Raw genomic sequence first — 25,510 nt, forward strand, 5'->3', positions numbered from 1 at the left:
ACTCGCAAATTTCACAATGCGGTATTATGTTCCCTCTCTCAAAGGCGAGGTTTTATCATGAGGATACCTGGACCGCCGCCCCTTGATGGGTTGAGACGCAGAATATTCCGTTACCGGCAGGACCATCCCGCCGGTGGAAAGAGTGAATTCGTTCGCGAGACCTTTTGTCTCAGTCGCCCCGAAGCGCGTGAAAAGGCGCGTGAATGGTTCACCGAATTCCCGAAAGCTGCCTACTGGACCGAAGTCGAAAGCTGGCGTCAGGTCGACGGCGACCGCATCGAATTCACCATGCGGCGCTTGCCATCGGCGGACTGAAACCGAACGACATGGCGCCCGCATGAGGGGTGATGGCTCCCGAAGCGTGCTCCCGTTTCTCCGAGGCGTGCTGGCGATGTGTCGCGAGCTCAATGCGGCATGGGCGGTGGCGGATCATCCGATGGACCGAACGCGGGCGGCTGAGCGCTTGGCATGGGCCACGGGGAGAAAGCTTTCTTGACCTTCTCGATCCCAGTCGTGTTGCCACTGGCTGGAGCCGGAGGTGAGGGAGGCTTTGTCTCTGGTATTGCCGGCCGTTCGGCCGCGGCACCGAGTGTTGCAGCTTGGTGTTCTCCAGCTTTCCGATCTTCGGCGACGGGCGATGCCGCAAGAATTTCCATCAGCGTGATGGTCACCGGCAGGTGGCCGCTCAAATCGGTGTTCGTGTGATGCCATGCATGCGCGACGCGCTGATCGGCGCGGATGAACCGTCGGGAATTGATCTCGCCGAACCAGTCCCACTCGCCCATGACATCGACGACATCGGTGAATGCCGATGGCATCGCGATGCGCGTACCGATCGTCACGATCTTGGTATGCCGCGCCAGCTCCGCAACCCGCCCCTCATCCTGCTTCGAGAGGTTATGCAGGGCGGCAGAGAGGACCAGATTGCCTTTGGAGTGGCCCGCCAGCAGAGGGAAGGAGAGGCGGGGATCGGCAAGAAGCGCCTGCACCGTTCTGGTGTCCAGGCTGGTGCGGGCAGCAGTTCCATCGCGCTGCGCTCCAACCTTGGGCCGGCCGGCAAGATCATCCAGGCTTTCAAGCAGCGGCCGCAGCCCCCTCAAATGACCGAAGAAAAACGATCCGCCGAAGGCTTCCGTGATGGCATCGGCTATGCCGTAGCCTGAGACGACGACCGCGACCGGTGCGTCGATCGCATCTGCCACGTTGCGGGCAAAGGCGGCCGCGCCGAGCGCGGAGCCGCCGATGCCGGCGACTGCGAGCGCCCGGGCATTACCGCCGCCGCGCAAGACGAATTCATCGATGGTTTCGCAGAGGGTGAGCGCCCCAAGACCGCTCGGCGGCACGATCAGGATCGCGCCTTCGGCGGCGAGCGAGTCGCTGATGTAGAAGGCTTCCTCGGGTGTGATGACCTTGACGTCGTAAAACAGCGCATCGAGAGCGAAGTTGCGCTGGCGAAGGCCCTCCAGCGCGAGGTTGCGCAAAGGGGAGTGCTGGAGCCGCTCGGGAAGGCTCAATGTACGTGCGAACTGCGTGAGGGAAAGCGTGAATGCCGTCTGGAACATGGGTCACCTCGTCAAGGCTGCCTGAGTTAGAGCATTCCAGAGCGAAGCTTCTCACACTTTATCCGGCGTGCCAACGCCTATTCGGGTGCGACATTCAGGCCAGGTGCGGCCCCGGTGCGGTAAGCGGCGGCCATTGCGTTTGCCGCAAGGCTTCCCCCGATATCATGGCGGCTGACATCGCAACATTGATGGAGCGTTGGCCCTCGACCATGGGGATCAGCACGCGGCCATCGGCCTTTTCATGCACATGCTCCGGCACACCGGCGCTTTCGCGGCCGAAGAGGAGAATATCGTCGTCGCGGTAAGCAAAATCCGTGTAGCGCTGGGCCGCCTTCGTTGAGGCCAGCACCAGCCGCCGTCCGCTTTCCTGCCTCCATGCCTCGAAGCGCTCCCAATTGACGTGTCTGGTCAGGGTGACAGTGGCAAGATAATCCATGCCGGCGCGCTTCAGATTGCGGTCCGATATGTCGAAGCCGGCCGGCTCGATAATGTCGACGCCGAGGCCGAGGCAGGCGGCGAGCCGCAGGATCGTGCCGGTGTTGCCGGGAATGTCGGGTTGGTAAAGGGCGATGCGCAGTTTTGTCATATGCTGCAACTAGCGAAATCGCCTGGATTTGTCTCAGATTTTTCGCGCACCCTTCATTTCCGTGATCTCTCCCATAAAGAGAATTGAAGGATTCAGCCCATTTTTCAGGCATATTTCGCTTTTCAAACAGGAAAAGTCGCGCTAAAAAACGTGCGCTCTACAACTTGCGAAAGAAGGAGGCACAGATGGATATCTTGTTTGTGATAATGCGCCTCCAGGCCGTGAACACACGGATTTGACTGGCGCTACAAGGCGCGTATTCGCAAGTACCCCCTTTCTTTAAGTCATTGCGCGGCCGGCTTGGCCTCGTTGTTTTATCTTCCGGCCACCATATGAGTCTGCGATCTTTCAGCGCAGTGGGTGGTCGAAGGGTCGAGTCTCTGGAGCATTTCAATGTTTAGCTGGTTCGAACGCCGACTAAATCCATTCCCGAGCGAAGTGCCGGATACGCCGCCGCGCGGCCTCTTCGCCTTCTGCTGGCATTATTCCAAGCCGGCGCTGCCGTGGCTCATCGCCATGAGCATTCTCACCATGTCGATCGCTATCGGCGAGGTGGCGCTGTTCCAGTTCCTCGGCGATATCGTCGACTGGTTGACGAAGGCAGACAAGGCGACCTTCCTGCAGACGGAATGGCCCAAGCTGTTCTGGATGGGGGCGATGGTGCTGATCGGCTTGCCAGCTGCGGCGATCCTCGACAGCTTCATCATGCACCAGGTGCTGCTCGGCAACTATCCGATGATTGCGCGCTGGCAGATGCATCGCTTCCTGCTGCGCCACAGCATGACCTTCTTCGCCAACGAGTTTGCGGGCCGCGTCGCCACCAAGGTGATGCAGACCTCGCTTGCCGTGCGCGAGACGGTCATGAAGATCCTCGACGTCTTCGTCTACGTCTTCACCTATTTCCTGTCGATGATCCTCGTCATCGCGGCAGCCGACTGGCGGCTGATGATTCCGATCCTGCTCTGGCTCGGCGTCTATGTCGCCATCGTCGCTTACTTTGTGCCGGTGCTGCGCAAGATCGCAGCGCAACAGGCCGATGCGCGATCGATGATGACGGGCCGCGTGGTCGACAGCTACACGAATATCGCCACGGTGAAGCTATTCTCCCATGCGGGCCGCGAGGAGACCTATGCCAGGGCCGGCATGGAGGAATTCCTCGATACCGTGCACAAGCAGATGCGCAAGGTGACGCTGTTCCACGCCTCGGTCTATTTCAACAACTGCGCGGCGCTGTTCATCGTCTCGGCTCTGTCGATCTGGTTCTGGCTCAACGGCTCGATCTCCGTCGGCTCCATCGCCATTGCCATCGGCCTTGCCATGCGCGTCAACGGCATGTCGCAGTGGGTGATGTGGGAGGTTTCGGCGCTCTTCGAAAATATCGGCACCGTCTATGACGGCATGGAGATGATGACGAAGCCGCACGATATCGTCGACAAGCCGGCGGCATCGCCAATCGTGGCCAAGCAGGGTGCGATCCGCTTCGACCACATTCGCTTCCATTACGGCAAGGCGAAGGGTGTCATGGAAGACCTGACCCTCGATATCCGCGCGGGCGAAAAGGTCGGTCTTGTCGGCCGTTCCGGTGCCGGCAAGACGACGCTGATGAACTTGCTGCTGCGCTTCTACGATCTGGAGGGCGGTCGCATCACCATCGACGGCCACGATATTGCCGGGGTAACGCAGGACAGCCTTCGCTCGATGATCGGCGTGGTGACGCAGGACACATCGCTGCTGCACCGCTCGATCCGCGACAACATCGCCTACGGCCGTCCGGACGCGACCGACGAGGACATCATCCAGGCGGCCAAGCGCGCCAATGCCTGGGACTTCATCGAAGGTCTGGTGGATATGCATGGCCGCACCGGGCTCGACGCGCAGGTCGGCGAGCGCGGCGTCAAGCTTTCCGGTGGCCAGCGCCAGCGTATCGCGATTGCCCGCGTCTTCCTGAAGGACGCGCCGATCCTGGTACTCGACGAGGCAACCTCGGCGCTCGATTCCGAAGTGGAAGCGGCGATCCAGGAAAACCTCTTCGCGCTGATGCACGGCAAGACGGTGATCGCCATCGCCCACCGCCTGTCGACCCTGACAGAGATGGACCGCCTCGTCGTCCTCGACAAGGGCCGGATCATCGAGATGGGCACGCATCAGGAACTGGTCCAGGAGGGCGGCATCTATGCCGAACTCTGGAGCCGGCAATCGGGTGGCTTCCTCGCCGACCACGAAGAGGTCGAGGCGGCTGCGCAATAATGAATCGGAGAGCTGGGGCGCCACGGCGCCCCATCATTGTTTCAACGATCTTCTCGTCCGTGCCATATGCGCAGAATGAAAACAGTCGAGCCTGCAATTTCGTAGCGCATTTCATAAGCGCCTACCAGGATGCGCCTGACGTCGCGAGGCTCGAATTCTTCAAGTCTTTCCCCGATGCGCGGATGCTGAAGGAGCTGCGGCGGAGCGGATGAAAGAGTTTGTGCGGCTCTGATTGCCGCAGGCCTGTTGACCGGTGCCAGAAAGTCGTAGACGCGGATCAAATCGGATTGTGCTTTCGCAGTCCACTTGATTTCGATCAACGGGATTGAGCCTCGTCTTCCGACGTGCCCAAGCTGCGCACCCAATCCCCAATAAGCTGATGGTCGACAACATTCCCGGCATCCACATCGGCCAGTGCTTCAAGTGTCAGCCTGTGACGCTCTTCCTGCAGAGCGACCCAGTCATTGAGTGCTTGCTTCACGATCCATCCCCGGGAGCGCTCCAGCCGAGCGGCTATCTGGTCAACTTTTTCCGCCAACGACAGCGGAACATGTGTCGTCAGAACTTTCGTATCGGCCGTCTTGTTGTTCATTTCGATCGCGTCCTATCCCTTGCTATAAAATAGGCGAATGATAGATTTTGTATAGATTTTATCGGATTCAATCTTTCTGATTAAGGTTGATTAAATCACCGATGACGAACGGAACTCAAGTGCGCGGCTGAACATGAAGAAAATATAAGCCTTTCTGCGGCACGCCGTGAGTTTGCGTGTGTCTCAAAATTCCCTATATCGCTGGCATGCTCATCCGCTCCGTATACCGTCTCTTCGAGACCTGGATTGATCCCTATTACCGCAGCGGCGATCTCCGGCCGCCGCGGTCGCTCGGCGCGTTCATCTGGTATTATGTCAGCCAGGCCAAGGGGCCTTTCCTGGCGATGGCGGCGCTCGGCGGGGCCGTCGCCATGCTCGAAGCGGCGCTGTTCTGGTTCGTCGGCCATCTCGTTGATATCCTTGACAAGGTGAAGCCGGGCGAGGGGTGGAGCGGGCTGCTTGCCGGCCACGGCGCGACGCTGCTCGGCATGGTTTTCGTCGTCCTTGTCGTGCGTTTCGTGGTGGTCAGCCTCGGTGCATTGGTCGAGGAGCAGGTGGTCGTGCCGGGGTTTCTCAACCTCGTGCGCTGGCAGGCCTACCGGCATGTGGCGAGACAATCCGTCGAATTCTTCCAGAACGATTTTTCCGGCCGCGTCGTCACCAAGGTCTGGTCGGCAGGGCAGGCGACGGGCGATCTCGTTGTCTCGCTGCTGCAGGTCGTCTGGTTCATCATCATCTATGCGGCATCGACCATCGCGCTGGTCGGCGGACTGGATTGGCGGCTTGCACTTGTGATCGCGGTCTGGATCGGTGTCTTCTCCATGCTTGCGCGCTATTTCGTGCCGCGCATCCGCAGGCATGCGCGCAATGCGGCCGAAGCGTCATCGATGCTGAACGGCCGCATGGTCGATGCCTATGCCAACATTCAGACGCTGAAGCTCTTCGGCCGCGAAGAACAGAACGACTATTACATCCGCAATGGCTTCGACCGCTTTCAGGCGGCCGTCATGCCGTTTACGCGATTGCTGACCGGCGTGCGTTCGTCGCTTGCGCTGCTCTCCGGCGTCATGATCACCACCATCGGCGCGCTGGCTGTCCATCTCTGGCTATCGGGCGAAATTTCGACCGGCGGCGTCGCCTTCACACTCAGCATGGTGCTGCGGTTGAACATGCTCTTCGGCCGCATGATGGCGCAATTCAACGCCATCATGCGCAACCTCGGCACGATCCAGAATTCGGCCGAAATGATCTCCGAACCGATTGGCCTTGTCGACCGGGCAGATGCCAGGGACCTGACGATCACGGGCCCCGAAATCCGTTTCGACAATGTGGCTTTTCACTATGGGCGCGGCGGGGGTGTCATCGACAATTTTTCCCTCAACGTCGCCGCCGGCGAGAAGGTCGGCATCGTCGGCCGCTCGGGTGCGGGCAAGACGACGCTCGTCAATCTGCTGCTGCGCTTCTATGATCTCGAGGGCGGCCATATCCTGATCGACGGCCAGGACATCGCCGCGGTGCGGCAGGAATCTCTGCGCGGCGCGATCGGCATGGTGACGCAGGATACGGCGCTGCTCAATCGCTCCATTCGCGACAATATCCTTTTCGGCCGTCCCGATGCCACAGACGAGCAGATGGTGGAAGCGGCGCGGCAGGCCGAGGCGGATCGCTTCATCACCGCTCTGGAGGATCAGAAGGGGCGCACCGCCTATGCCGCCCATGTCGGTGAGCGCGGCGTCAAGCTTTCAGGCGGCCAACGCCAGCGCATCGCGATCGCGCGCGTCATGCTGAAGGACGCGCCGATTCTGGTGCTCGACGAGGCGACATCGGCGCTGGATTCGGAGGCCGAGGCCGTGCTGCAGTCCAACCTCGATGTGCTGATGAAGGGCAAGACGGTTCTCGCCATCGCGCACCGGCTCTCGACCATCGCCAAGCTCGACCGGTTGATCGTCATCGACAAGGGCAAGATCATCGAAGAGGGGACGCATGACGAGCTGATTGCCCGCGGCGGCCTCTATTCCGAGCTCTGGGCCCGTCAATCCGGCGGCTTCATCGCGGTGGATGCCGATTGACCGGCATCGGGCCTAATTGATCGCGGCGTCGTTTGAACCACCGCTGCGAGGCACGCTGAAGTCCGTCATCAAGCCAAAATGGTTCGAGCCCATAGCGTTGCGAATCTGCTTGACCGATATCAGCCTCAGTGGCGCGCCGGCGAAGACGTGATCGATGCTGACGCCGTAGGCACCCAAAGCGATCGGCCAGGTCGCAGGTTCGGGGAAGGCATGGCGAAGGCCCGTCGCGGCCAGGAACTCGCGCATGTCGGGAGCGATGACCGACGCGTTGAAATCTCCTGCGAGAATCAACGGCCCTTTCACGTCGTTCAGGGCCGGAGCGAGGAGGCCGAGTTCGATCTGGTGGAATGCATCGAAATAGGGTTTGCTCAGATGCACCGAGGCGAAATTCACGGGCTGGCCGTCCATGTCGATGGCGGCCAGAATGAAGCGATTGTCCCAGAGGCTGCCGAGGCTGCGCATCAGCTGACTTTGGAACGGCCTTTTCGACAGCAGCAGGGAGTCGCAATCGGTGGTCATTACGCCGCAACCGATGCGGTAAGGATAGACCTTGGTGATGCGGTCCATCTCGGAAAGGATTGGCCCCGCCTCAAAAATTTCGACGACATCGGCTTTCGAGGTGATAACGAAATCGGCGATGCGGGCGCCGTTTTCGAAATTGCTATCCTCGATGTTGAAGGATAGGAGCCTGAAATTTTTGCCACCTGCCTCTGCCGAGGCGAGGAGGGAAGACGCTGCGTATTCCTGGAGCATGAGGAGCGAATGGACCAGCAGCACGGTTCCGGCCGCCGTCAGGAACAGCGCGTACCAGTGACGCTTGAAGACGAATGCGATCAAGGCAAGCAGGATCGCAAAGAGGCTCACGTGGGTCTGCAGGCTTTCGAAGAAGGCCAGCAACCAGGAATCGGCGATATAGCGCGCCGCAAGGATTCCCAGCGCCAGCGTGGCGAGAACGCACAGAACGCAATAAATCGTGTGTCTCATGGCAAGTTCTCGTGCTTCATGTTCCGATGTTTTGACGGCACAAGGCAACAGTGACAATCGTCCACAAATCGCAAGACAAATCTATTTGGTTTTAAGAGGTAAAGGCTCATGCTGACGATGGACAAAGCTGCGATGATCACGCGGACTTTTGCGCTGCAGCATTGAAATTATTGCTTATTTTGCGATGCGGCAGGAAGGAATACTATATGAATCCACTGTTTTTTCATGCGCTTAACCTTCACGCTGCCGGGAGGGGGAGCTTGAGCTTCGAACCTGCGACGCAATAGCGCGATTTTGCCGCGACATTGTGCCCTCTCCCCTTGCCAAGACTGGACATAATTTGCGATCAAGCTTAGAACGCAGCGGGTTACGGAGGAATCTATGGCGGAATTATGGTCGCATTGATTCGCCGTTAGTGAGAGGGGTACCGCGGTTTTGCCGTGGTTTGCGGGAAGAGGATGTGCAGCCTTGAGCGAGCATAGTACGACAGTTGATTCCACCGGCGAGCCGACTCGTCGCGATTTCCTTTATTTGACGACAGGCATGGCCGGCGCGGTGGGTGCAGCTGCCGTCGCATGGCCGTTTATCGACCAGATGCGGCCGGACGCATCGACACTCGCTCTTGCATCCATCGAAGTCGACGTGTCGAGCCTGGAGCCTGGCATGTCCCTGACCGTGAAGTGGCGGGGCAAGCCCGTCTTCATCCGCAACCGCACGCAGAAAGAAATCGACGATGCCAAGGGCACGCAGCTTTCGGATCTGAAGGATCCGATCGCTCGCAACGCCAATCTTCCGTCCGATGCACAGGCAACCGACGTTGCCCGTTCGGCCGGCGAGGGCAAGGAAAACTGGCTCGTCATGATCGGCGTCTGCACCCATCTGGGTTGCATCCCGCTCGGCCAGGCAGGTGAATATGGCGGGTGGTTCTGTCCCTGCCATGGTTCGGTCTACGATACCGCCGGTCGCATCCGCCATGGGCCTGCGCCGCAGAACCTCTTCATACCGCAATATGCGTTTACGTCGGAAAAGAAGATCAAGGTCGGTTGAGGGGGAGCTGAATCATGAGTGGTCATTCGTCTTACGAGCCATCCACAGGGCTCGAAAAATGGGTCGACGCGCGGCTTCCGCTGCCGCGTATGGTCTATGATAGTTTCATCGCCTATCCGGTCCCGCGCAATCTGAACTATGCCTATACGTTCGGCGCCATGCTCTCCGTCATGCTGCTTTTGCAGATCCTGACCGGTGTCGTTCTTGCCATGCATTATGCGGCCAATACGGCGATCGCCTTCAATTCGGTCGAAAAGATCGTCCGCGACGTCAACCACGGCTGGCTTCTGCGCTACATGCATGCCAACGGCGCGTCCTTCTTCTTCGTGGCCGTCTATCTCCATATCGCCCGCGGTCTCTACTACGGCTCGTACAAGGCGCCGCGCGAAATCCTCTGGATTCTCGGCGTGATCATCTACCTGCTGATGATGGCGACTGCCTTCATGGGCTACGTACTGCCCTGGGGTCAGATGTCCTTCTGGGGTGCGACTGTTATCACCGGTTTCTTCTCGGCCTTTCCATGGGTCGGCGACTGGATCCAGACCTTCCTGCTCGGCGGCTTTGCCGTCGACGATCCGACGCTCAACCGCTTCTTCTCGCTGCACTACCTGCTGCCGTTCATGATTGCTGGTGTTGTCATCCTGCACATCTGGGCGCTGCATGTGACCGGCCAGACGAACCCCACCGGCGTCGAAGTCAAGCTGAAGACGGATACAGTGGCCTTCACGCCCTATGCGACGCTGAAGGACGCACTCGGCGTCTCCATCTTCCTGCTGGTCTTCGCCTATTTCGTCTTCTACCTGCCGAACTTCCTCGGCCACGCCGACAATTACATTGCGGCCAATCCGCTGAAGACGCCGGCCCACATCGTTCCGGAGTGGTACTTCCTGCCGTTCTACGCGATGCTGCGCTCGATCACCTTCAACATCGGGCCGATCGATTCCAAGCTCGGCGGTGTCTTGACGATGTTCGGCGCGATCATCGTGCTGTTCTTCCTGCCGTGGCTCGATACGTCGAAGGTTCGTTCGGCCGTCTATCGCCCGTGGTACAAGCTGTTCTTCTGGCTGTTCATTGCCGACGCCGTCCTGCTCGGCTGGCTCGGCTCGCAGCCGGCGGAAGGCATCTACACCACGGCCGCGCAGTTCGCGACGCTGTTCTACTTCCTGTTCTTCCTCGTCGTCATGCCGGTGCTTGGCATAGTCGAGACACCGAGGCGCATTCCGAATTCGATTACGGAGGCGGTTCTTGAAAAGCAGGGCGTCAATAAAAAAGACGCCGTCGCGATGAGCGCCTGAGCGGTTGGAAGGAAGAAAACGATGAAAAAGATTGTTGCCGGCCTTCTCTCGCTTGCCCTGATCGGCGGCTCCATGACGGTAGCCGCCATGGCGGCGGAGACGAAACCAGCCGCAGAGAACGAAACGCCGCATTATCCGCTGAAGGAACCGCGCGAGCAGCATTGGACCTTCGCCGGCCCGTTCGGCTATTACGACAAGGCCCAGCTGCAGCGTGGTCTCAAGGTCTATACGGAAGTCTGTTCCGCCTGCCATTCGATGAAGCTGGTGGCTTACCGCACGCTGGAAGACCTCGGCTATACGGAAGCCCAGGTGAAGGCCTTCGCCGCCAATTATGAAGTGCAGGACGGGCCAAACCCCCAGGGCGAGATGTTCACCCGCAAGGCACTTCCGTCGGACCATTTCAACTCGCCGTTCCCGAACGACGAGGCTGCTGCGGCCTCCAATAACGGAGCGGTGCCGCCTGACATGTCGCTGCTTGCCAAGGCGCGTGAAGTCGAACGCGGCTTCCCGCAGTTCATCTTCGATATCTTCACTCAGTATCAGGAAGGCGGCCCGGACTATATCTACTCGCTGCTGACTGGCTATGAAGAGCCGCCGGCTGGCTTCAAGGTGCCGCAGAACTCGCACTACAATCCGTATTTCGATGCGGCCGCGACCTTTGCGATGCCGAAGCCGCTTTCGGATGGACAGGTAACCTACGACGATGGCGCGCCGCAGACCGTCGATCAGTATGCGCGCGATGTGTCCGCATTCCTGATGTGGACATCCGAACCGCATCTGGAAGACCGGAAGCATCTCGGCTTCATGGTCATGGTGTTCCTGCTGATCTTCTCGATATTGATCTATCTTACCAAGCGCTCCGTCTATGCCAAAGCCGGCGCTCACTGAGTATTGTGATGCTTCAACGAAAAGGCGGCCCGTCGAGGCCGCCTTTTTTGTTGGTATGGAGCGCTGGTCTTGATAGGGTGCGGCCGGCCCTATCATAGCCTGAGAGTACGTATTTCATGAACACCATTGCTTCGGAGCTCGCTGCCAGCATCCGCTCCATTCCGGATTATCCCAAACCCGGTATCATCTTCCGCGACATCACCACGATGCTTGGCGACGCCAGGGCATTCCGCCGTGCTGTCGATGCGCTGGTGCAGCCCTACGCCGGCACGAAGATCGACAAGGTCGCTGGAATGGAGGCGCGCGGCTTCATTCTGGGCGGCGCGGTGGCGCATCAGCTGTCATCCGGCTTCGTGCCGATCCGCAAGAAGGGCAAGCTGCCGCACGATATCGTCTGCATCGCCTACAGCCTGGAATATGGGGTGGACGAGATGGAGATGCATCGCGATGCCGTCAATCCGGGCGAGAGGGTCATTCTCGTGGACGATCTCATCGCAACGGGCGGCACCGCCGTCGGCGCGACGAAGCTTCTGCGGCAGATCGGAGCCGAAGTGGTTGCCGCCTGCTTCGTGATCGATTTGCCTGATCTCGGCGGCCGCAAGAAGCTCGAAGAGCTCGATGTGCCGGTTCATACGCTGGTGGAATTCGCCGGACACTGAGTATGCTCGTTAGCTGGCGGGGCCGCGTCGACGGCACCGCCGGCCGTTATTCGAAGGCCAGCACGGTGCTTTCGAAGCGCAGGGCCGGGGCGCCATGCTGGTTTATGCCATCGCAGCTGAGTGTGTAGAGCGCCCAGCCGGGGCGCGAGGCGAGTGGCCGGCTGCCGAGGATCGCAACGCCATAGCTGATCGTGTCGCCGGCAAAGACCGGCCTTAGCCATTGCAGGTTCTTGAACCCCGGAGAGGGACCGAGATTGGGCGGCGTCTTGCCCTCGGCGATCAGCCGTGCGGTCTCGGACTTCCAGTAATCGACGAAAGTGCGCATCCACATGGAGCAACTATGCCAACCGGAGGCGCAGAGCCCGCCGAATAGGGATTGCTTTGCCGCTTCAGCATCCATGTGGAAGATCTGCGGATCGAAGCGCGAGGCAAAATGGATGATGCCCTCCGGCGTGAAGGTATGGCTGCCGATGTCGATGCGTTCGCCGACAGCGTAGACGTCGCTCAACTTCATGCCGAAACCTCCGCGACGCTGCGCATGCGGATCATGACCGCGTTCTCTCCGAGGCAGACGAGCTCGCCGCGCTGGTTCTCGACCTCATGGCGAAACTTGACGATGCCGATGCCTGGACGAGAGCGCATGGGGCGTATCTCGACGACGATGGACCGGCCTGAGAGAGTATCTCCGGCCAGAACCGGCTTCTTCCATTCCATGAAATCGATACCAGGCGCACCCTGCGCGTCGGTAGCGAGGAGGTAGGAATCGCACATCATGCGCATGAACATGGATGAAGTATGCCAGCCGGAGGCTGCGAGGCCGCCGAGAATACTGGCGCGGCCTGCCTCCTCATCCAGATGCATCGGTTGAGGGTCGAATTCACTAGCGAATTCTATGATCTCCGCCGCCATCACATGTCTAGGGCCGAGCGGAAATTCCCGTCCCGGCTGAAAGTCTTCATAGACGAGTTTCGTCATCTTTCCTTCCATCCTCCCATTCTGCCTATGGGCCATCGCATCTGGGTGGCGATGGCGCAAGCATTTTCGTGGTCGCAGGGAGGGCAAAGATCTGCAGCTGAGCCGGCGCTCCGGTGGGCGCCGGCAGCCGAAAAGCAATCAGGTGTTGAAGCGGAAGTGGATGACGTCGCCGTCCTGGACGACGTATTCCTTGCCTTCGTCGCGCGCCTTGCCAGCTTCCTTGGCGCCGGTCTCGCCATTGTAGGCGATGTAATCGTCATAGGCGATCGTGTTGGCGCGGATGAAGCCGCGTTCGAAATCCGAATGGATGACGCCGGCGGCCTGCGGCGCCTTCGTGCCCTGTTCGATGGTCCAGGCGCGCGTTTCCTTCGGTCCCACGGTGAAATAGGTGATGAGGTGCAGGAGCTTGTAACCTGCGCGGATCAGGCGGTCGAGGCCAGCTTCATCGAGGCCGAGCGCGGAGAGGAATTCCTTCGCCTCTTCGTCGGGCAGCTGCGCCACTTCCGCCTCGATGGCGGCGGAAATGATGACGACTTCCGAATTTTGCTCCTTGGCCATGGCGGCGACGGCCGCCGTATGCTCGTTGCCGGTCGCGGCATCACCTTCGGCGACGTTGCAGACGTAGAGCACCGGGTGCGAGGTCAGAAGGTTCAGGCTCTTGAGAATGCGGATCTCTTCGGCATCAAGCTTCGACAGCAGAGTGCGCACCGGCTTGCCTTCCTGAAGCAGCTTCAACGAGGCTTCCATGATCGGCAGCATCGCCATGGATTCCTTGTCCTTGCCGGTGGCGCGCTTGCGCGTCTGCTCGGTACGGCGCTCAAGGCTCTCGAGATCGGCGAGCATCAGCTCGGTCTCGATCGTTTCGGCATCGGCGACGGGATTGATGCGGCCCTCGACATGGGTGATGTCGCTGTCTTCGAAACAGCGCAGCACATGCACGATGGCGTCGACCTCGCGGATATTGGCGAGGAACTGGTTGCCGAGGCCTTCACCCTTTGACGCGCCGCGCACGAGGCCGGCAATATCGACGAAGGAGATGCGCGTCGGGATCAGTTCCTTCGACTTGGCGATGTCGGCGAGCTTGCGCATGCGCGGGTCGGGGACGGCGACTTCGCCCGTGTTCGGCTCGATGGTACAGAACGGATAGTTTGCCGCCTGTGCCGCCGCCGTCTTGGTCAGCGCGTTGAACAGAGTGGACTTGCCGACATTCGGCAGCCCGACGATACCGCATTTGAAACCCATGGCACCTTGTCCATATCTTGAAAATCTTTGCAGTGCCTATGGGGGAAGGGCCGTTGCGGGTCAAGTCTTGTGCGGGCAAGGAGGCTTTTTTCTGCCGAAAGGGAGGCGGGAGTCGCTCGAATGCCCCTTTGCCTTCCTTAATAGATGCCGTCGTCCTTGAACCGCGTGGTGCGCTGCACTATAATTTCTCCCTATTAGCCCAAAACTCTTTCCCCTGTCGTCAACGGTGATGCCGATGAGTGACAATGATGTTGTCCTGAAGCCAAAGCCTAAAACCAAGCCCAAGGTCGAAAGGCCGAAGCTCTATAAGATCATTCTCGTGAACGACGATTATACGCCGCGGGAATTCGTGATCATGGTGCTGAAGGCCGTCTTCCGCATGAGCGAGGAGACCGGCTATCGCGTTATGATGACGGCGCATAAGCTCGGTACTTGCGTGGTCATGGTCTGTGCGCGGGATATTGCCGAGACGAAGGCGCAGGAGGCGGTCGATCTTGCCAAGAGCGCCGGTTTCCCGCTGATGTTCACGACAGAGCCGGAAGAATAGGAATGACTGCGACCCGTTAGGTCGCCGAGGTACGGCGGACCTGGAAGCCGGTCTTGTCCTGCTTGAAGCCGCAATTGGCATAGAAGCGTAGCGTTGCTGGATTTTTCGAGCCGGTCAGCAGCATGACCTTGTAGCAGTTCCTCTCCCAGGCGATTGCGAATGCCTTGCGGATGACCGTGCCGGCGAGACCGCGTCGCCGATAATCGGCGTGGGTCACCACATTCTCGATCAAGGCATAGGGCGCGCCGCCGCGCGTGAGATTTGGGATGACGGTCAGCGTCACGGAAGAGACGGCCTTGTCGCCATCAAAGGCGGCGAGGATCGTCATGCCGGGATGGGCAAGGATTTCCGCCAGGCGGCTCTCCGCCAGCCCTAGCTCCAGCACCGGATCTTCCGCGTTCAGGTGCTGGTAAAGTGCAAGCAGCGTCAGCAGGTCCGCCATCGCAACCGGCCTGATGGGGAGATTGGCGACGTCTTCCATGGCTGTCTGCGACATCTCAATTGTCCTTCTTGCCGAACATCCTCTTCAGCATTTCCGCCATGGGACCGGTTTCCGGAATCTTCGGCTGGCTGTGATTGCGTGCCTGATGGATATGGGACTTGGCCGGTGCCTTCTTCTCCGGCCTTGGCTTGTCCTCTTCCGCCTTGCCGCCCAGGGCAAGCGCGATCTTGTTCATCAGCTGCGAATCCTCGCCGCGCACCAGCATGTCGGCGTTGTCGGCAAGTGCGTCGAACAGCGGTTCCAGCCAGCTTTGGTCCGCTTTGGCGAAATCGCCGAGAACGTGGTTGTGCACCAGCTCCTTGACACCGGGATGACCGATGCCGAGGCGCAGGCGTCGATAGTCCTTGCCGCAATGGGCGTCGATCGATTTGATGCCGTTGTGTCCGCCATGACCGCCGCCGGTCTTCAGCCGCGCCTTGCCCGCCGGCAGATCCAGTTCGTCGTAGATCACCACGAGGTCGGAGGGTTGGAGCTTGTAGAAGCGCATGGCTTCGCCAACGGCTTCGCCCGAGAGATTCATGAAAGTCTGCGGCTTGATGAGCAGCACCTTCTGGCCGGCGAGCTCGCCTTCGGCAATCTCCGCCTTGAACTTCTTCGACCAAGGCGAAAAGTTATGGCGGCGATAGATCGCATCCACGGCCATGAAGCCGATATTGTGGCGGTTGCCCTGATATTTGGCGCCCGGATTGCCGAGGCCCGCGATGAGAAGCATGCGCTTCACCCCTTGGAAAATATCGATGCCCTTCACCACAGGGATTTGGCGGCAAAGTCAAGGCGGGATGCGGTCAGTCGCCGAGGTTGAGGCCGTACTTCAGGTAAATCTGCTTTTGCGTTCCGTCGGCGATCTGCGCATTCAGCGCTGCCTGCATCCTGTTCAGAAGGTCGGTCGGGAAATCCTTCTGACAGGCGATCCCCATGGGCTGCTGGGAAAGGATGGTCACCTTCTCCACGGCATTCCCCTGGGCTTTCAGCTTGTCGAAATAGAATTCCGAAATCGGCATCAGGTCGATGCGATCGCTCATCAGTTTCTTGAGCGTGGCCTTGAAATCGCTGCCGACGTCGATGCGCGGGAAATTGTTCCGGCGCAGTATCGTCTCCGTATAGTCCTCCCGCCAGGTGCCGACGAGATATTTCCTGGCTTCGTCAATGGTGGCGGCAGCAATCTTCGAGCCGCTATGCTTGATCAGGATACTGCGATCGATCAGCAACGGTTGCACCCATTTAAAGAGCGGATCGCGTTCTTCATTGTGGGCGGTCGCAAAGACACAGGTCATGGGCTCCGCCAGCGCCTCATTATAGGCCCGCGCCCAGGGCATGATGGCGATGGTATAGTCGACGCCGATATCGGCCATCACCTTCTGCACCTGTTCGGTGATCGCTCCGACAGCCGTCTTGCCGTCGCGATAATTGAAGGGCGGATATTCCTCGGTGGTGAAATGAACTGTTTCGGCGCGGGCCGGAGAGAAAAGGAATAGCGAAAACAGGCTGATTGCAATCGTGAGCAGCGGCTTTCGCATGCGGTTCCTCATCGCTATGACGCTTGCGCTATGGGTGAAGGATAATCCTGCTGCTGGCTGACGAGCGTCTTTGCCAGTATATCCGGATGCAGCGGCCGATAGAACAGGTAGCCTTGGCCGTAATCAATGCCCATGGTGCGCAGCGTCGCGCACTCCTCTTCGGTTTCCACGCCTTCGGCGATGACCGTGCAGTTCATCTTGTGCGACAGCGTGGTGATGCTTTCGACGAGCATGCGGCTCTTGGAGCTGACATCGGATGCGGTATCGTTGATCGCGCGGATGAAGGACTGATCGATCTTGATGATATCGACCGGGAAGCGATTGATATAGCTGAGCGATGAATAGCCAGTGCCGAAATCGTCGAGTGCGATGCGGCAGCCGTAGCGGCAAATCTCGTTGATGACCATGCGTGTCTCCGGATTGTCGTCCATGAGCACGGCTTCGGTAATTTCGACGACGATGCGCCGGGCAGGAACGTCATAGCTCGAAAGCAAGGCGGCAATGCGCAGCGGCAATTCGGGCTCGAATTGCAGGGGCGAGAAGTTGATGGCGAGATAAGTGTCCTGCATGCCATCGAGACGCGACAGGCGCGCGAAATTGGCGATCGCCTTTTCCATGATGCGGTTGCCGATGCGAATGATCGAGCCTGTCTCTTCGGCGACCTCGATGATGCGGGCAGGGGGCAGGATACCCTTCTGCGGATGGTGCAGGCGCATCAGCGCCTCGAAGCCGGCGATCGAACGGTCGTCGATATTCACCACCGGCTGCAGATAGGCCTCGAACCAGTCCTCCGCGAGGCCGGCTTCGATGTGGCTTTCCAGTTCGGCGCGGCGGCGCGAGTCATCGAGCATGCCGTTGTCGAAGATTTGTGCGCCGTTCTTGCCGTCGCGCTTCTTGGCATACATGGCGATATCGGACTTCAGCAGCAGTTCGGCCGCATTGGCCGCATGGCGCGGATAGATGGCGATGCCGATGCTGGCGCTGAGGCGCGCATCGCCATGGAACGGCGCTTCGAAGATTTCGGCGATGCGGGAGGCCATCTCCATAGCTCTCGCTTCGGCGTTTTCCGCCAGCAGCAGGATCGCGAATTCATCACCCCCCAGGCGGGCGGCGATGTCACCCGATTTCAGGCATGTCTGCAGGCGGGAGACGAGCTCGCGCAGGGCCGCGTCGCCGGCAGCATGGCCCATATTGTCGTTGATCCATTTGAACCGGTCGAGATCGATGAAGAGACAGGCAAGTTCGCGCTGGCGCAGATCGGCCTCGTTGATCTTGGCGTCCAGTGCGGTCTCGAAGCCCTGACGGTTGAGGAGGCCGGTCAGGTGATCGGTGATGGCCTGCCGGAGGTTCTTGTCCTCGGACTGCTTGAGCTCGGTGACGTCGGTCATGACGGAAAGCGAAAGGCCGTCCTGGATCGCGGTGGTCTCCAGAATCAGGACGTCCATCACCCGTCCGTTCCGGCACAGGAACTTGACGGTGACCGCTAGACGGGCGGCGGTATCGGGATTGCCGTTCTTGCGCTCGACATACTGAGCCCGCGATTCCGGCAGGACCAGGCTTGCAAACTCGCGGCCGATCACCTCGGCGCGGCCATAGCCGGTTGTGGCGAGCCAGTAGTCGCTGACGGCGGCGATGCAATCGTCCTTGTCGAGGGAAAAAAGCATGGCGGGCGTCAGGTTATAGGTATCGGTGGCGCGGCGATGGGCAAGCTTCAGTTCGGTTTCCTCGCGTTGCAGCTTGCTCTGCATATCGTTGAAACTGCTGGCGAGCCGCCCCATTTCGTCGTTCGACTGCCAGTCGACATGATGACGAGAGCCGAGCCGCCGTGTTGCCTCGATGGCATGCGTCAGGCGCATCAACGGCTGGATAACGAAAATACGGTTGCCGATCAGCGCCGCGCCGAAGACCGTCAGCACGGCGAAAATGAAGATGGATATGAAGACGATTTCCTCGTTCTTCAGACCATCGAAGAGACCGAGCTGGGGATAGAAGACCGTGATGGTGCCGAGCCTCTTGGTGCCATCCACGCCGTTGTAGACGATCGGCCGCGCAATGGACTCCAGATTGCCCTTGTAGGATTTCGGAATAGTGGATTGGGTGACGTCGAGCTGGCCGGAGAGATCGCGCACATTGACCCGAACGATCGCGCCTTCGGCGACCGTCGTGGCGCTGATCTGGGTGACGCTATCCTCATCCAGATCCCACAGCGGTTTCGCAAGCGCCTGGGCATTGGCGACGAGCAGGACGGTTATATGATCCTTGATTTCCTTCTCGGCGCGTTCGGACGACAGGAAAAGAAAAAGGATGAAGAGCGGCGCTACGAAAACCAGCAGCGCACCGCAGACGATCGCGAAAAACCTGTTTTCGACCGAATGGCTCATTGTTCCGTTTGCTCCGCAAGCCACAGACCAGCGGATCTTGGGGGCCGCTTTCTACAACTCTTTCGCGTAGATTTTCATGAATCTGTTAAATGTTGCTGAAATTCTGGGGTTAATGGAAATCAACGATAGTATAGATTTCAAGACGTTTATATTTTTACTTTCTCTAATATTTGTTTTCGAGCATAAAAAACCCACCTTCCCTCGAAAGGGGAGGCGGGTTTCGATGCCTTAGGTTGAAGATGCCAATCAGGCGCTGGCTTCTTCACCGCCTTCTGCTTCTTCTTCAGCAAGACCGGCTGCCGGGGCAACGATCGTTGCGATCGTGAAGTCACGGTCGGCGATGACCGGGGTCACGTTCTTCGGCAGCTTGACGGCCGAGATGTGGACGCTGTCGCCGCTCTTCAGGCCGGTCAGGTCGACGGTGAAGAATTCCGGGATCGCATCGGCCGGGCAATGGACTTCGACTTCGTGGCGAACGATGTTCAGCACGCCGCCAGCCTTGAGGCCCGGGGACTTCTCGTGGTTTTCGAAGTGAACCGGGATTTCGACGGTGACCGCGGTGTTGCCGGAAACGCGCAGGAAATCGACGTGAAGCGTGAAGTCACGAACCGGATCGAGCTGGTAGTCCTTCGGCAGAACCTTGATCTTCTTACCGTCGACGTCGATCGTTGCGATCGTCGTGAGGAAGCCGCCGGCGTGGATGCGCTTCGTCACCTCATTGGTGTTGAGAGCGATGGAAATGGGGGCCTGCTTGTCACCATAGATGACAGCGGGAATCAAACCGTTGCGGCGAAGTTCACGGGCGGACCCCTTACCAACCCGTTCGCGCGCCTCGGCCTTGAGCTCGTAGTTTTCGTGGCTCATGGCTATTCCTTTCGAGGTTATTTGGAGAGTTCATCCGATCGGCCAGTGCCATGTCGGCTGAACTGGAGGAGGGCATGCCCTGCCTCATCCGCGTTGCCTCCAAGGGTGTCTACGCGGACGCGTGGCGTATAATACAAAGCGGCCAAAGGTGCAAGCACCCCGGAATGCGAAGCTTTGTGGTGGCCTTGCAACGGCTGAGACAAGCCTGCGATACCGTGTCTATCAACGCCTTGACATATACCGTCGGCCCCATCAACAGTCGAATTCAATCGATCAGGGTCAGAAAGTGAGGTCGGGCATGCGCTCTAGGGTTATTGCCGCCGCCGTTTTTTCCATAGGTCTTGCCGGCGCGCCGCAGGCTGCCGAGATTAATGAGCAGGGCGCCAGGGAACTTCGCAATATCCTCACCCAACCGCTCTCGCAGGATCTTGCCCGCAGCGATTTCGTAACCGTCAAGCCGGTGGGCGACCAATACGAAATTGTCTACGATCTCGCGAAATTCTTCGACAAGATCAATTCGCGCGCCTTCTCGGTTACGGGCTTTAAACCGCTCTCCCTCTTCGCGCGGCCTCTCGAACAAGGGAGATGGCACCTGACGGGCGACAACAGTCTCGATGTCGCCCTGCATTCGCCGACTTCAGACCTTGCCTATTCCATTGCTTCCAACTCCTTCGACGGGATTTTCGATCCGAAGATCGAGATGATGCGGTCAATGGGCATCAAGAGCAGTGGTGTGAAATTCTCCAGCGTCGGTAGCGGCCCAAAGAGCGGGCGCAAGCTCGATGCCACCATCGACAGCCTCTCTTTCGCTCACACCGTCACCGACAGCAGCGAAGCCGGCAAGGTCGACCTGCAATTGCAGGGGACGCTGCAGCGTCTGAGCGAGCAATTCACCGTGCGGCCGGATGGTTCGCCCGTCACCTTCAGCGCCGACAGCGTCGATACGAACCTCACCGCCACCAGCCTGCCGGCGAAGGACCTGCGCGCGCTCATTCGCTTCTTCGTTCAGCACGTCAAGGCCAAGCAACTTTCCGAAAGCGGCAGCGAGAAGTTCGAGCAGCTGGTGCATCGCGCCTTGCCGGTTTTCGGATCGCTCAACAAGACCGTCACCCTCAACGATGTCCTGGTGGTGACCGACAAGGGCAAGGTCGGCGTGAAGCGCATCGACTACAGCTTCAAGATGGATGGCCTGACCAAGGCCTCCAACGTCAATCTGGAGCTGCGGGCCGAGCAGGTCACACCGGATTCGGGTTTCGTTCCGGCGGCTTATTCGGCATTCCTTCCGTCAACGCTCGACGTGCAGCTCGGTGTCCCCAACATCAACTTCGAGGGTCTTATCGATACCGGGCTCGATGCGATCGCCCCGAATGCCGCGCCGGTTTCCGGCGAGGCGTTGAAGCGCACGATGTTCCCGAGCGGCTATGGAACTCTGGAGTTTCCGAAGATCAGCGCCACTTCAGGCGTCTATGATGTCGAGATTTCCGGCGCGCTGAAAGGTTCGACCAAGCCGCATACCGGCTATTCGCTACAGGCGACGATCCTGGCGCGCGATTTCGACAAGACGGTTGCCGCCATCCAGGATGCCGCCAAGGCGGAACCGCGCCTGAATAAAGTTTCTTTTGGCTTGCTTGCCGCCAAGGGTTTTGCCAAGACCGATCCCGACGGTCGTCTACGCTGGGACATCGCGATGGATGAAGACCGCACAGTGACGGTCAATGGTCAGGTGATGAAGAAGCCTTGATGTCTGGGGAGCAGGCCGATGGATCGGGGCGGCAATAGAGTTTCATTCGAAAGACCGCCCGGTCCTTTTCGAATTTTCACATTTCTTTTCCATCATGTTTGGGGGTGAATTATGCGTTTCAAAGCGATTGCTGCAGCGACTGTCGTCGCTGCCGGCGTTATTGGCGGTGTGCAGGCGGCTGAGGTCAGCGAGCAGGGTGCGAAGGATCTCTATGGCAACCTGACCTATTTCCTGCCTGACGATATCGCCAAGAGCGGTGCAATCTCCGTCAAGCCGGTCGGTGCGAATTATGAGGTGACTTATGATCTGCAGAAGCTGCTCGACAAGTTGAATGTGAGCGGTTTCAACATCAGCGGACTCAAGCCTTTGATGATGCTGGCGACGCCGCTCGACAGCGGCCTTTGGAATATCGAAGGCAACAATGCCATGGACGTGACGGCGCGCTCCGAGCCTGGCAAGGGGTCTGACAGCGAGTTTCGCTATGCATTGGCCTCATCCACGGTCAAGGGCGTTTTCGATCCCGCGCTCCACTATCTGCGTTCGATGGAAATGAAGGGGCAGGGCCTTACCTTCGCCGCCAAGACGACCGACGAAAACAAGAGCGTTCAGAAGAACGACGCCACCGCCGAGAGCATCTCTTATGCGCTATCGTCGGCCGATAGCGGTGAGCCGGGCAGGCTCGATATCAAAATGGACGGCAGCCTGCAGTCGCTCTACAACAAGATCTCGTCGGATGACGAGACGCTGGGTGAAATCAAGATCGCGGCAATCGATTTCAACATGGGTGCGACGAAACTGCCCTTGAAGGCGGTGAACTCGTTGCTGCAGTTCGTCTCCGAGCACAAGGAAGAGAAGACGCTTTCGGATAAGGACAGCGAAGCACTCAAGGCCTTGGTTATGAATGCCATGCCGATCGTCGGCTCCTTCGATGAATCTGTTGCCATAAAGGACATCGCGCTTGCGACGCCGCTCGGTAATGGCGGGCTGCAGAAGATGGGCTACTCCTTCAAGATCGCCGGGCCTGCCGATGCCATGAACGCCGATTTCGGATTAAGTGCAGAAAAGCTTACTTTGGAAACGGGCATGGTACCCGAGGACTACGTCGCCTTCATTCCCGATACCGCCGATATTCAGGTGCAGGTACCGAACCTGAACTTTACCGCCCTGATGAATGTCCTGAAGGACACCAATTTCAAAGAGCCGGACGGCAATAAGGCCATCGACGAGAAGCTGCAGAAGGCCATGTTCCCCGATGGGACGGTGACCATCAACTTCCCGAAAATCAGCGCCGTTTCCGGCCTCTATGATGTCGAGGCTTCCGGCAGCATGCGCAGCTGGCTGACCGAGAAGGATCGCGTCGCCATGAAGATGACGGTTTTTGCCCGCGATCTCGACAAGACGATCGCCGCCATCCAGGAGGCGGCAAAGACCAAGGCCGATCTTTCCCAGGTCTCTTTCGGCCTGATGATGGCCAAGGGTTTTGCCAAAACGGACGCGGATGGGCGCTCGCGCTGGGATATCGATCTTTCCGATGACGGTCACGTGTCGGTCAACGGTCAGGTCGTGAAGTAAGTCATCCTCAAATCAGAATGCGATCATGTTTGTCCTGAAGCCACTCAGCCAGCGCTCGATCTCGCTTCTATGGGCCGGTCAGGTGCTGGCGGCGACAGGCTCCGAATTCTACATGGTCGCGGTCGTCTGGATCGCGGCCGATTTCATCGGCAGCGATGCGGGATATGTGTCCGCGCTGCAATCCGGCGCGCTGCTGATCGGCAGCTTTTTCGGCGGCATCGTTACGGATCGTTGGCGCCACAGCACCACGATGATCGCGAGCGATCTCATGCGGGCGGCTCTGCTGCTGATGCTGTCGCTCGCCGGGCTTCTGCATATGATGAGCCTGCCGCTACTGATGGTGCTTGCCGGGTGCATCGCCTTGCTCACATCAGCATTCGATCCGTCGCTGCAGGCAACGCTGCCGAGGATTGCGGTCGATCCGGACGTCCGACATGCGACAAACGGCCTGTTCGACGCCACCCGCCGCATGGCGCGCATTCTCGGCCCGAGCCTGATCGCACTGGTGAACGGGTTTCTACCGAAATCGCAATTCTTCACCGTGACGGCAGCGACTTTCGGGCTTTCGGCGCTTGCGGTTTGGCTGGCGGTGGCAAGGCTGCCGGCGGCCCCGCGACGGCGCGAATTTTCTGGAATGGCCGCTGTCGTGGATGGTGTTCTCGGTGGATGGCGCGCGGCGCGAGGCCATGCGGCGATCCTCTATGGCCTGTTCACCAACCTGATGGGAAATATCGCCTGGGCCATGGGAATCCTGCTCGGCATGATCCTGCATCTGCGCGAAACCAGCGCCGATCCGCTGACCGATTATAGCCTGATGATGACCGCTTATGGCGTCGGCAACCTGACGACAAATCTGATCCTAAGCAGCGTCAGGCCACGCCGGCCGGTGGTCTGGATCGTCGCGGCAAAGCTCATTTTCGGAGCAGGAGTCTTCCTGTTGCCGCTGATGCATGACCGCATATGGCTGATGATCGTCGCCTGCTTTGCGGCGATCAACGGTCCGTTCGAGAACCTTGCCATGCTGCATCTGATGCAGACGCGCAGTGAGCCGCATAGGCTGGCGCAGGTCTATCGTCTGCTGATGTGCGCGATCTTTACGGGCCTGCTTTTGGCCTATCTGATGTCGCCGAGCTTGTTTGCCTGGTTCGGCATCGGACCTTCGATCATGGGATCGGGGGCGGCCGTCTTCATTTCCGGCCTGATCGGAATTGGTCTGCTGGCATGGAAGCAGGCACATCCGGCGAGCGCAAAGGCCGTCTGAAATGTCGTTCTAGCCTTAATCGAACAGGCTTGAAACCGATTCTTCCTGACTGGTGCGGTTGATGGCTTCGCCGATGAGGGTTGCCGTCGTGATGACGCGGATGTTGGGCGCCGATTGCACGGCGGTCGTCGGCTGAATGGAATCGGTGATCACCAGTTCCTTCAGCTGCGAGTTGGCCACGCGCGTCACGGCGCCGCCGGAGAGCACGCCGTGGGTGATATACGCGGTGACGCTTGCCGCGCCCTTTGCGAGCAGAGCATCGGCCGCGTTGCAGAGCGTGCCGCCGGAATCGACGATGTCGTCGATCAGCAGGCAGTCTTTCCCTTCCACTTCACCGATGATGTTCATCACTTCGGATTCACCCGGGCGATCACGGCGCTTGTCCACGATCGCCAGCAGACAGTCGAGGCGTTTGGCGAGCGCGCGGGCGCGTACGACACCGCCGACGTCCGGGGAAACGACCATGACGTTGCCGATATCGTAATTCGCCTTGATGTCGCGCGTCAGGATCGGCAGCGCATAGAGATTGTCCGTCGGGATATCGAAGAAGCCCTGGATCTGGCCCGCGTGCAGGTCAAGCGTGAGAACGCGGTCGGCGCCTGCCTCGGTGATCAGATTGGCCACCAGCTTGGCCGAGATCGGCGTACGACCGGAGGCTCGGCGATCCTGGCGGGCATAGCCGAAATAGGGAAGGACCGCCGTGATGCGTCGCGCCGAAGAGCGCCGCATGGCGTCGATCATGATCAACAGTTCCATGAGATGATCGTTGGCCGGGAATGAGGTCGGCTGGACGACAAATACGTCCTCGCCGCGCACGTTCTCCTGGATTTCAACGAAGATTTCCTGGTCCGCGAAGCGCCTGACACTGGCCTTGCCTAAGGGAACGTTGAGATAATTGCAGATCGCTTCGGCGAGATGCCGGTTCGAATTGCCTGCGAAAACCTTCATTGTGGCCCGCCTGTTACCAACCTGATAGCCG

At 59.3% G+C, this 25,510-nt stretch carries 25 protein-coding genes; 11 read left to right on the top strand and 14 right to left on the bottom strand.

What is annotated here, in order from left to right:
• The first annotated feature begins 57 nt into the window (after positions 1-57).
• Positions 58-315 carry a hypothetical protein gene (locus DQ393_RS04935; protein ID WP_095435419.1) on the top strand — a complete coding sequence of 86 codons (258 nt, stop codon included), beginning with the start codon at positions 58-60 and terminating at the stop codon, positions 313-315.
• Between the two features lie 89 nt (positions 316-404).
• Here DQ393_RS04935 and DQ393_RS04940 read toward each other — a convergent pair whose 3' ends face one another.
• A complete protein-coding gene (locus tag DQ393_RS04940; protein ID WP_112340686.1) occupies positions 405-1,562 on the bottom strand; it encodes a hypothetical protein in 1,158 nt (385 codons plus the stop codon).
• A 94-nt stretch (positions 1,563-1,656) separates the two neighbouring features.
• Positions 1,657-2,148 carry a tRNA (cytidine(34)-2'-O)-methyltransferase gene (locus DQ393_RS04945; RefSeq protein WP_112340687.1) on the bottom strand — a complete coding sequence of 164 codons (492 nt, stop codon included), beginning with the start codon at positions 2,146-2,148 and terminating at the stop codon, positions 1,657-1,659.
• A gap of 393 nt (positions 2,149-2,541) precedes the next feature.
• Between DQ393_RS04945 and DQ393_RS04950 the strand changes: the two genes are divergently transcribed.
• Positions 2,542-4,395 carry an ABC transporter ATP-binding protein gene (locus DQ393_RS04950; RefSeq protein ID WP_112340688.1) on the top strand — a complete coding sequence of 618 codons (1,854 nt, stop codon included), beginning with the start codon at positions 2,542-2,544 and terminating at the stop codon, positions 4,393-4,395.
• A 41-nt stretch (positions 4,396-4,436) separates the two neighbouring features.
• Here the strand turns inward: DQ393_RS04950 and DQ393_RS04955 are convergent, their stop codons facing one another.
• Together DQ393_RS04955 and DQ393_RS04960 are read right to left on the bottom strand one after the other, a co-directional pair.
• Positions 4,437-4,712: a type II toxin-antitoxin system RelE/ParE family toxin gene (locus tag DQ393_RS04955; protein WP_112340732.1), complete on the bottom strand. Its 276-nt coding sequence runs from the start codon at positions 4,710-4,712 to the stop codon at positions 4,437-4,439.
• Positions 4,712-4,987 carry a CopG family ribbon-helix-helix protein gene (locus DQ393_RS04960; protein WP_112340689.1) on the bottom strand — a complete coding sequence of 92 codons (276 nt, stop codon included), beginning with the start codon at positions 4,985-4,987 and terminating at the stop codon, positions 4,712-4,714. The genes DQ393_RS04955 and DQ393_RS04960 overlap by 1 nt, the downstream gene beginning before the upstream one ends.
• Before the next feature lie 206 nt (positions 4,988-5,193).
• Here DQ393_RS04960 and DQ393_RS04965 point away from each other — a divergent pair, with 206 nt between their 5' ends.
• A complete protein-coding gene (locus DQ393_RS04965; protein WP_112340733.1) occupies positions 5,194-7,056 on the top strand; it encodes an ABC transporter ATP-binding protein in 1,863 nt (620 codons plus the stop codon).
• A gap of 12 nt (positions 7,057-7,068) precedes the next feature.
• Here DQ393_RS04965 and DQ393_RS04970 read toward each other — a convergent pair whose 3' ends face one another.
• A complete protein-coding gene (locus DQ393_RS04970) occupies positions 7,069-8,040 on the bottom strand; it encodes an endonuclease/exonuclease/phosphatase family protein (RefSeq protein WP_112340690.1) in 972 nt (323 codons plus the stop codon).
• 468 nt (positions 8,041-8,508) lie between these two features.
• Here DQ393_RS04970 and petA point away from each other — a divergent pair, with 468 nt between their 5' ends.
• From petA to DQ393_RS04990, 4 genes are all read left to right on the top strand, one after another.
• Positions 8,509-9,087, top strand: coding sequence for a ubiquinol-cytochrome c reductase iron-sulfur subunit (petA, locus tag DQ393_RS04975; protein ID WP_112340691.1), 579 nt, complete (start codon positions 8,509-8,511; stop codon positions 9,085-9,087).
• Between the two features lie 14 nt (positions 9,088-9,101).
• Positions 9,102-10,382, top strand: coding sequence for a cytochrome b (locus DQ393_RS04980; protein ID WP_112340692.1), 1,281 nt, complete (start codon positions 9,102-9,104; stop codon positions 10,380-10,382).
• 21 nt (positions 10,383-10,403) lie between these two features.
• Positions 10,404-11,270: a cytochrome c1 gene (locus DQ393_RS04985; RefSeq protein WP_112340693.1), complete on the top strand. Its 867-nt coding sequence runs from the start codon at positions 10,404-10,406 to the stop codon at positions 11,268-11,270.
• Positions 11,271-11,386: 116 nt separating this feature from the next.
• Complete coding sequence (locus DQ393_RS04990; RefSeq protein WP_112340694.1) at positions 11,387-11,929, top strand: adenine phosphoribosyltransferase; 543 nt, start codon at positions 11,387-11,389, stop codon at positions 11,927-11,929.
• Between the two features lie 46 nt (positions 11,930-11,975).
• Here the strand turns inward: DQ393_RS04990 and DQ393_RS04995 are convergent, their stop codons facing one another.
• The 3 genes from DQ393_RS04995 to ychF form a co-directional block, all read right to left on the bottom strand.
• Positions 11,976-12,443, bottom strand: coding sequence for a MaoC family dehydratase (locus tag DQ393_RS04995; RefSeq protein ID WP_112340695.1), 468 nt, complete (start codon positions 12,441-12,443; stop codon positions 11,976-11,978).
• Entirely contained in the window at positions 12,440-12,904 is a 465-nt protein-coding gene (locus DQ393_RS05000) for a MaoC family dehydratase (RefSeq protein WP_112340696.1), read from the bottom strand. Before DQ393_RS05000 ends, DQ393_RS04995 begins: the two co-directional genes overlap by 4 nt.
• Before the next feature lie 138 nt (positions 12,905-13,042).
• On the bottom strand, positions 13,043-14,146 hold the full coding sequence (gene ychF, locus DQ393_RS05005) for a redox-regulated ATPase YchF (protein WP_069612665.1): 1,104 nt from the start codon (positions 14,144-14,146) through the stop codon (positions 13,043-13,045).
• Positions 14,147-14,381: 235 nt separating this feature from the next.
• Between ychF and clpS the strand changes: the two genes are divergently transcribed.
• Positions 14,382-14,693 (top strand): ATP-dependent Clp protease adapter ClpS, encoded by a 312-nt coding sequence (gene clpS, locus DQ393_RS05010; RefSeq protein WP_112340697.1) that lies wholly within the window; start codon positions 14,382-14,384, stop codon positions 14,691-14,693.
• Positions 14,694-14,709: 16 nt separating this feature from the next.
• Here clpS and DQ393_RS05015 read toward each other — a convergent pair whose 3' ends face one another.
• The 5 genes from DQ393_RS05015 to DQ393_RS05035 all read right to left on the bottom strand — a co-directional run bounded on the left by DQ393_RS05015 (position 14,710) and on the right by DQ393_RS05035 (position 19,957).
• Positions 14,710-15,189 carry a GNAT family N-acetyltransferase gene (locus DQ393_RS05015; protein WP_112340698.1) on the bottom strand — a complete coding sequence of 160 codons (480 nt, stop codon included), beginning with the start codon at positions 15,187-15,189 and terminating at the stop codon, positions 14,710-14,712.
• A gap of 1 nt (position 15,190) precedes the next feature.
• The gene (gene pth, locus DQ393_RS05020; RefSeq protein WP_112340734.1) at positions 15,191-15,907 is read right to left on the bottom strand and encodes an aminoacyl-tRNA hydrolase; all 717 of its coding nucleotides are present in this window, start codon (positions 15,905-15,907) and stop codon (positions 15,191-15,193) included.
• A 73-nt stretch (positions 15,908-15,980) separates the two neighbouring features.
• On the bottom strand, positions 15,981-16,712 hold the full coding sequence (locus DQ393_RS05025; protein WP_112340699.1) for a substrate-binding periplasmic protein: 732 nt from the start codon (positions 16,710-16,712) through the stop codon (positions 15,981-15,983).
• A gap of 14 nt (positions 16,713-16,726) precedes the next feature.
• Positions 16,727-19,093 carry an EAL domain-containing protein gene (locus DQ393_RS05030; RefSeq protein ID WP_112340700.1) on the bottom strand — a complete coding sequence of 789 codons (2,367 nt, stop codon included), beginning with the start codon at positions 19,091-19,093 and terminating at the stop codon, positions 16,727-16,729.
• 246 nt (positions 19,094-19,339) lie between these two features.
• Entirely contained in the window at positions 19,340-19,957 is a 618-nt protein-coding gene (locus DQ393_RS05035) for a 50S ribosomal protein L25/general stress protein Ctc (protein ID WP_112340701.1), read from the bottom strand.
• A 298-nt stretch (positions 19,958-20,255) separates the two neighbouring features.
• On the opposite strand from DQ393_RS05035, the gene DQ393_RS05045 reads away from it, so the two are divergent.
• From DQ393_RS05045 to DQ393_RS05055, 3 genes are all read left to right on the top strand, one after another.
• A complete protein-coding gene (locus DQ393_RS05045) occupies positions 20,256-21,698 on the top strand; it encodes a hypothetical protein (RefSeq protein ID WP_112340703.1) in 1,443 nt (480 codons plus the stop codon).
• 111 nt (positions 21,699-21,809) lie between these two features.
• The gene (locus tag DQ393_RS05050; protein WP_112340704.1) at positions 21,810-23,270 is read left to right on the top strand and encodes a hypothetical protein; all 1,461 of its coding nucleotides are present in this window, start codon (positions 21,810-21,812) and stop codon (positions 23,268-23,270) included.
• Between the two features lie 25 nt (positions 23,271-23,295).
• On the top strand, positions 23,296-24,531 hold the full coding sequence (locus DQ393_RS05055; protein WP_112340705.1) for an MFS transporter: 1,236 nt from the start codon (positions 23,296-23,298) through the stop codon (positions 24,529-24,531).
• Positions 24,532-24,546: 15 nt separating this feature from the next.
• Here the strand turns inward: DQ393_RS05055 and DQ393_RS05060 are convergent, their stop codons facing one another.
• Positions 24,547-25,479 (bottom strand): ribose-phosphate pyrophosphokinase, encoded by a 933-nt coding sequence (locus DQ393_RS05060; protein WP_112340706.1) that lies wholly within the window; start codon positions 25,477-25,479, stop codon positions 24,547-24,549.
• Between the last annotated feature and the right edge of the window lie 31 nt (positions 25,480-25,510).

This window comes from Martinezella tropici (assembly GCF_003287875.1).
Taxonomy (GTDB): domain Bacteria; phylum Pseudomonadota; class Alphaproteobacteria; order Rhizobiales; family Rhizobiaceae; genus Rhizobium; species Rhizobium tropici_C.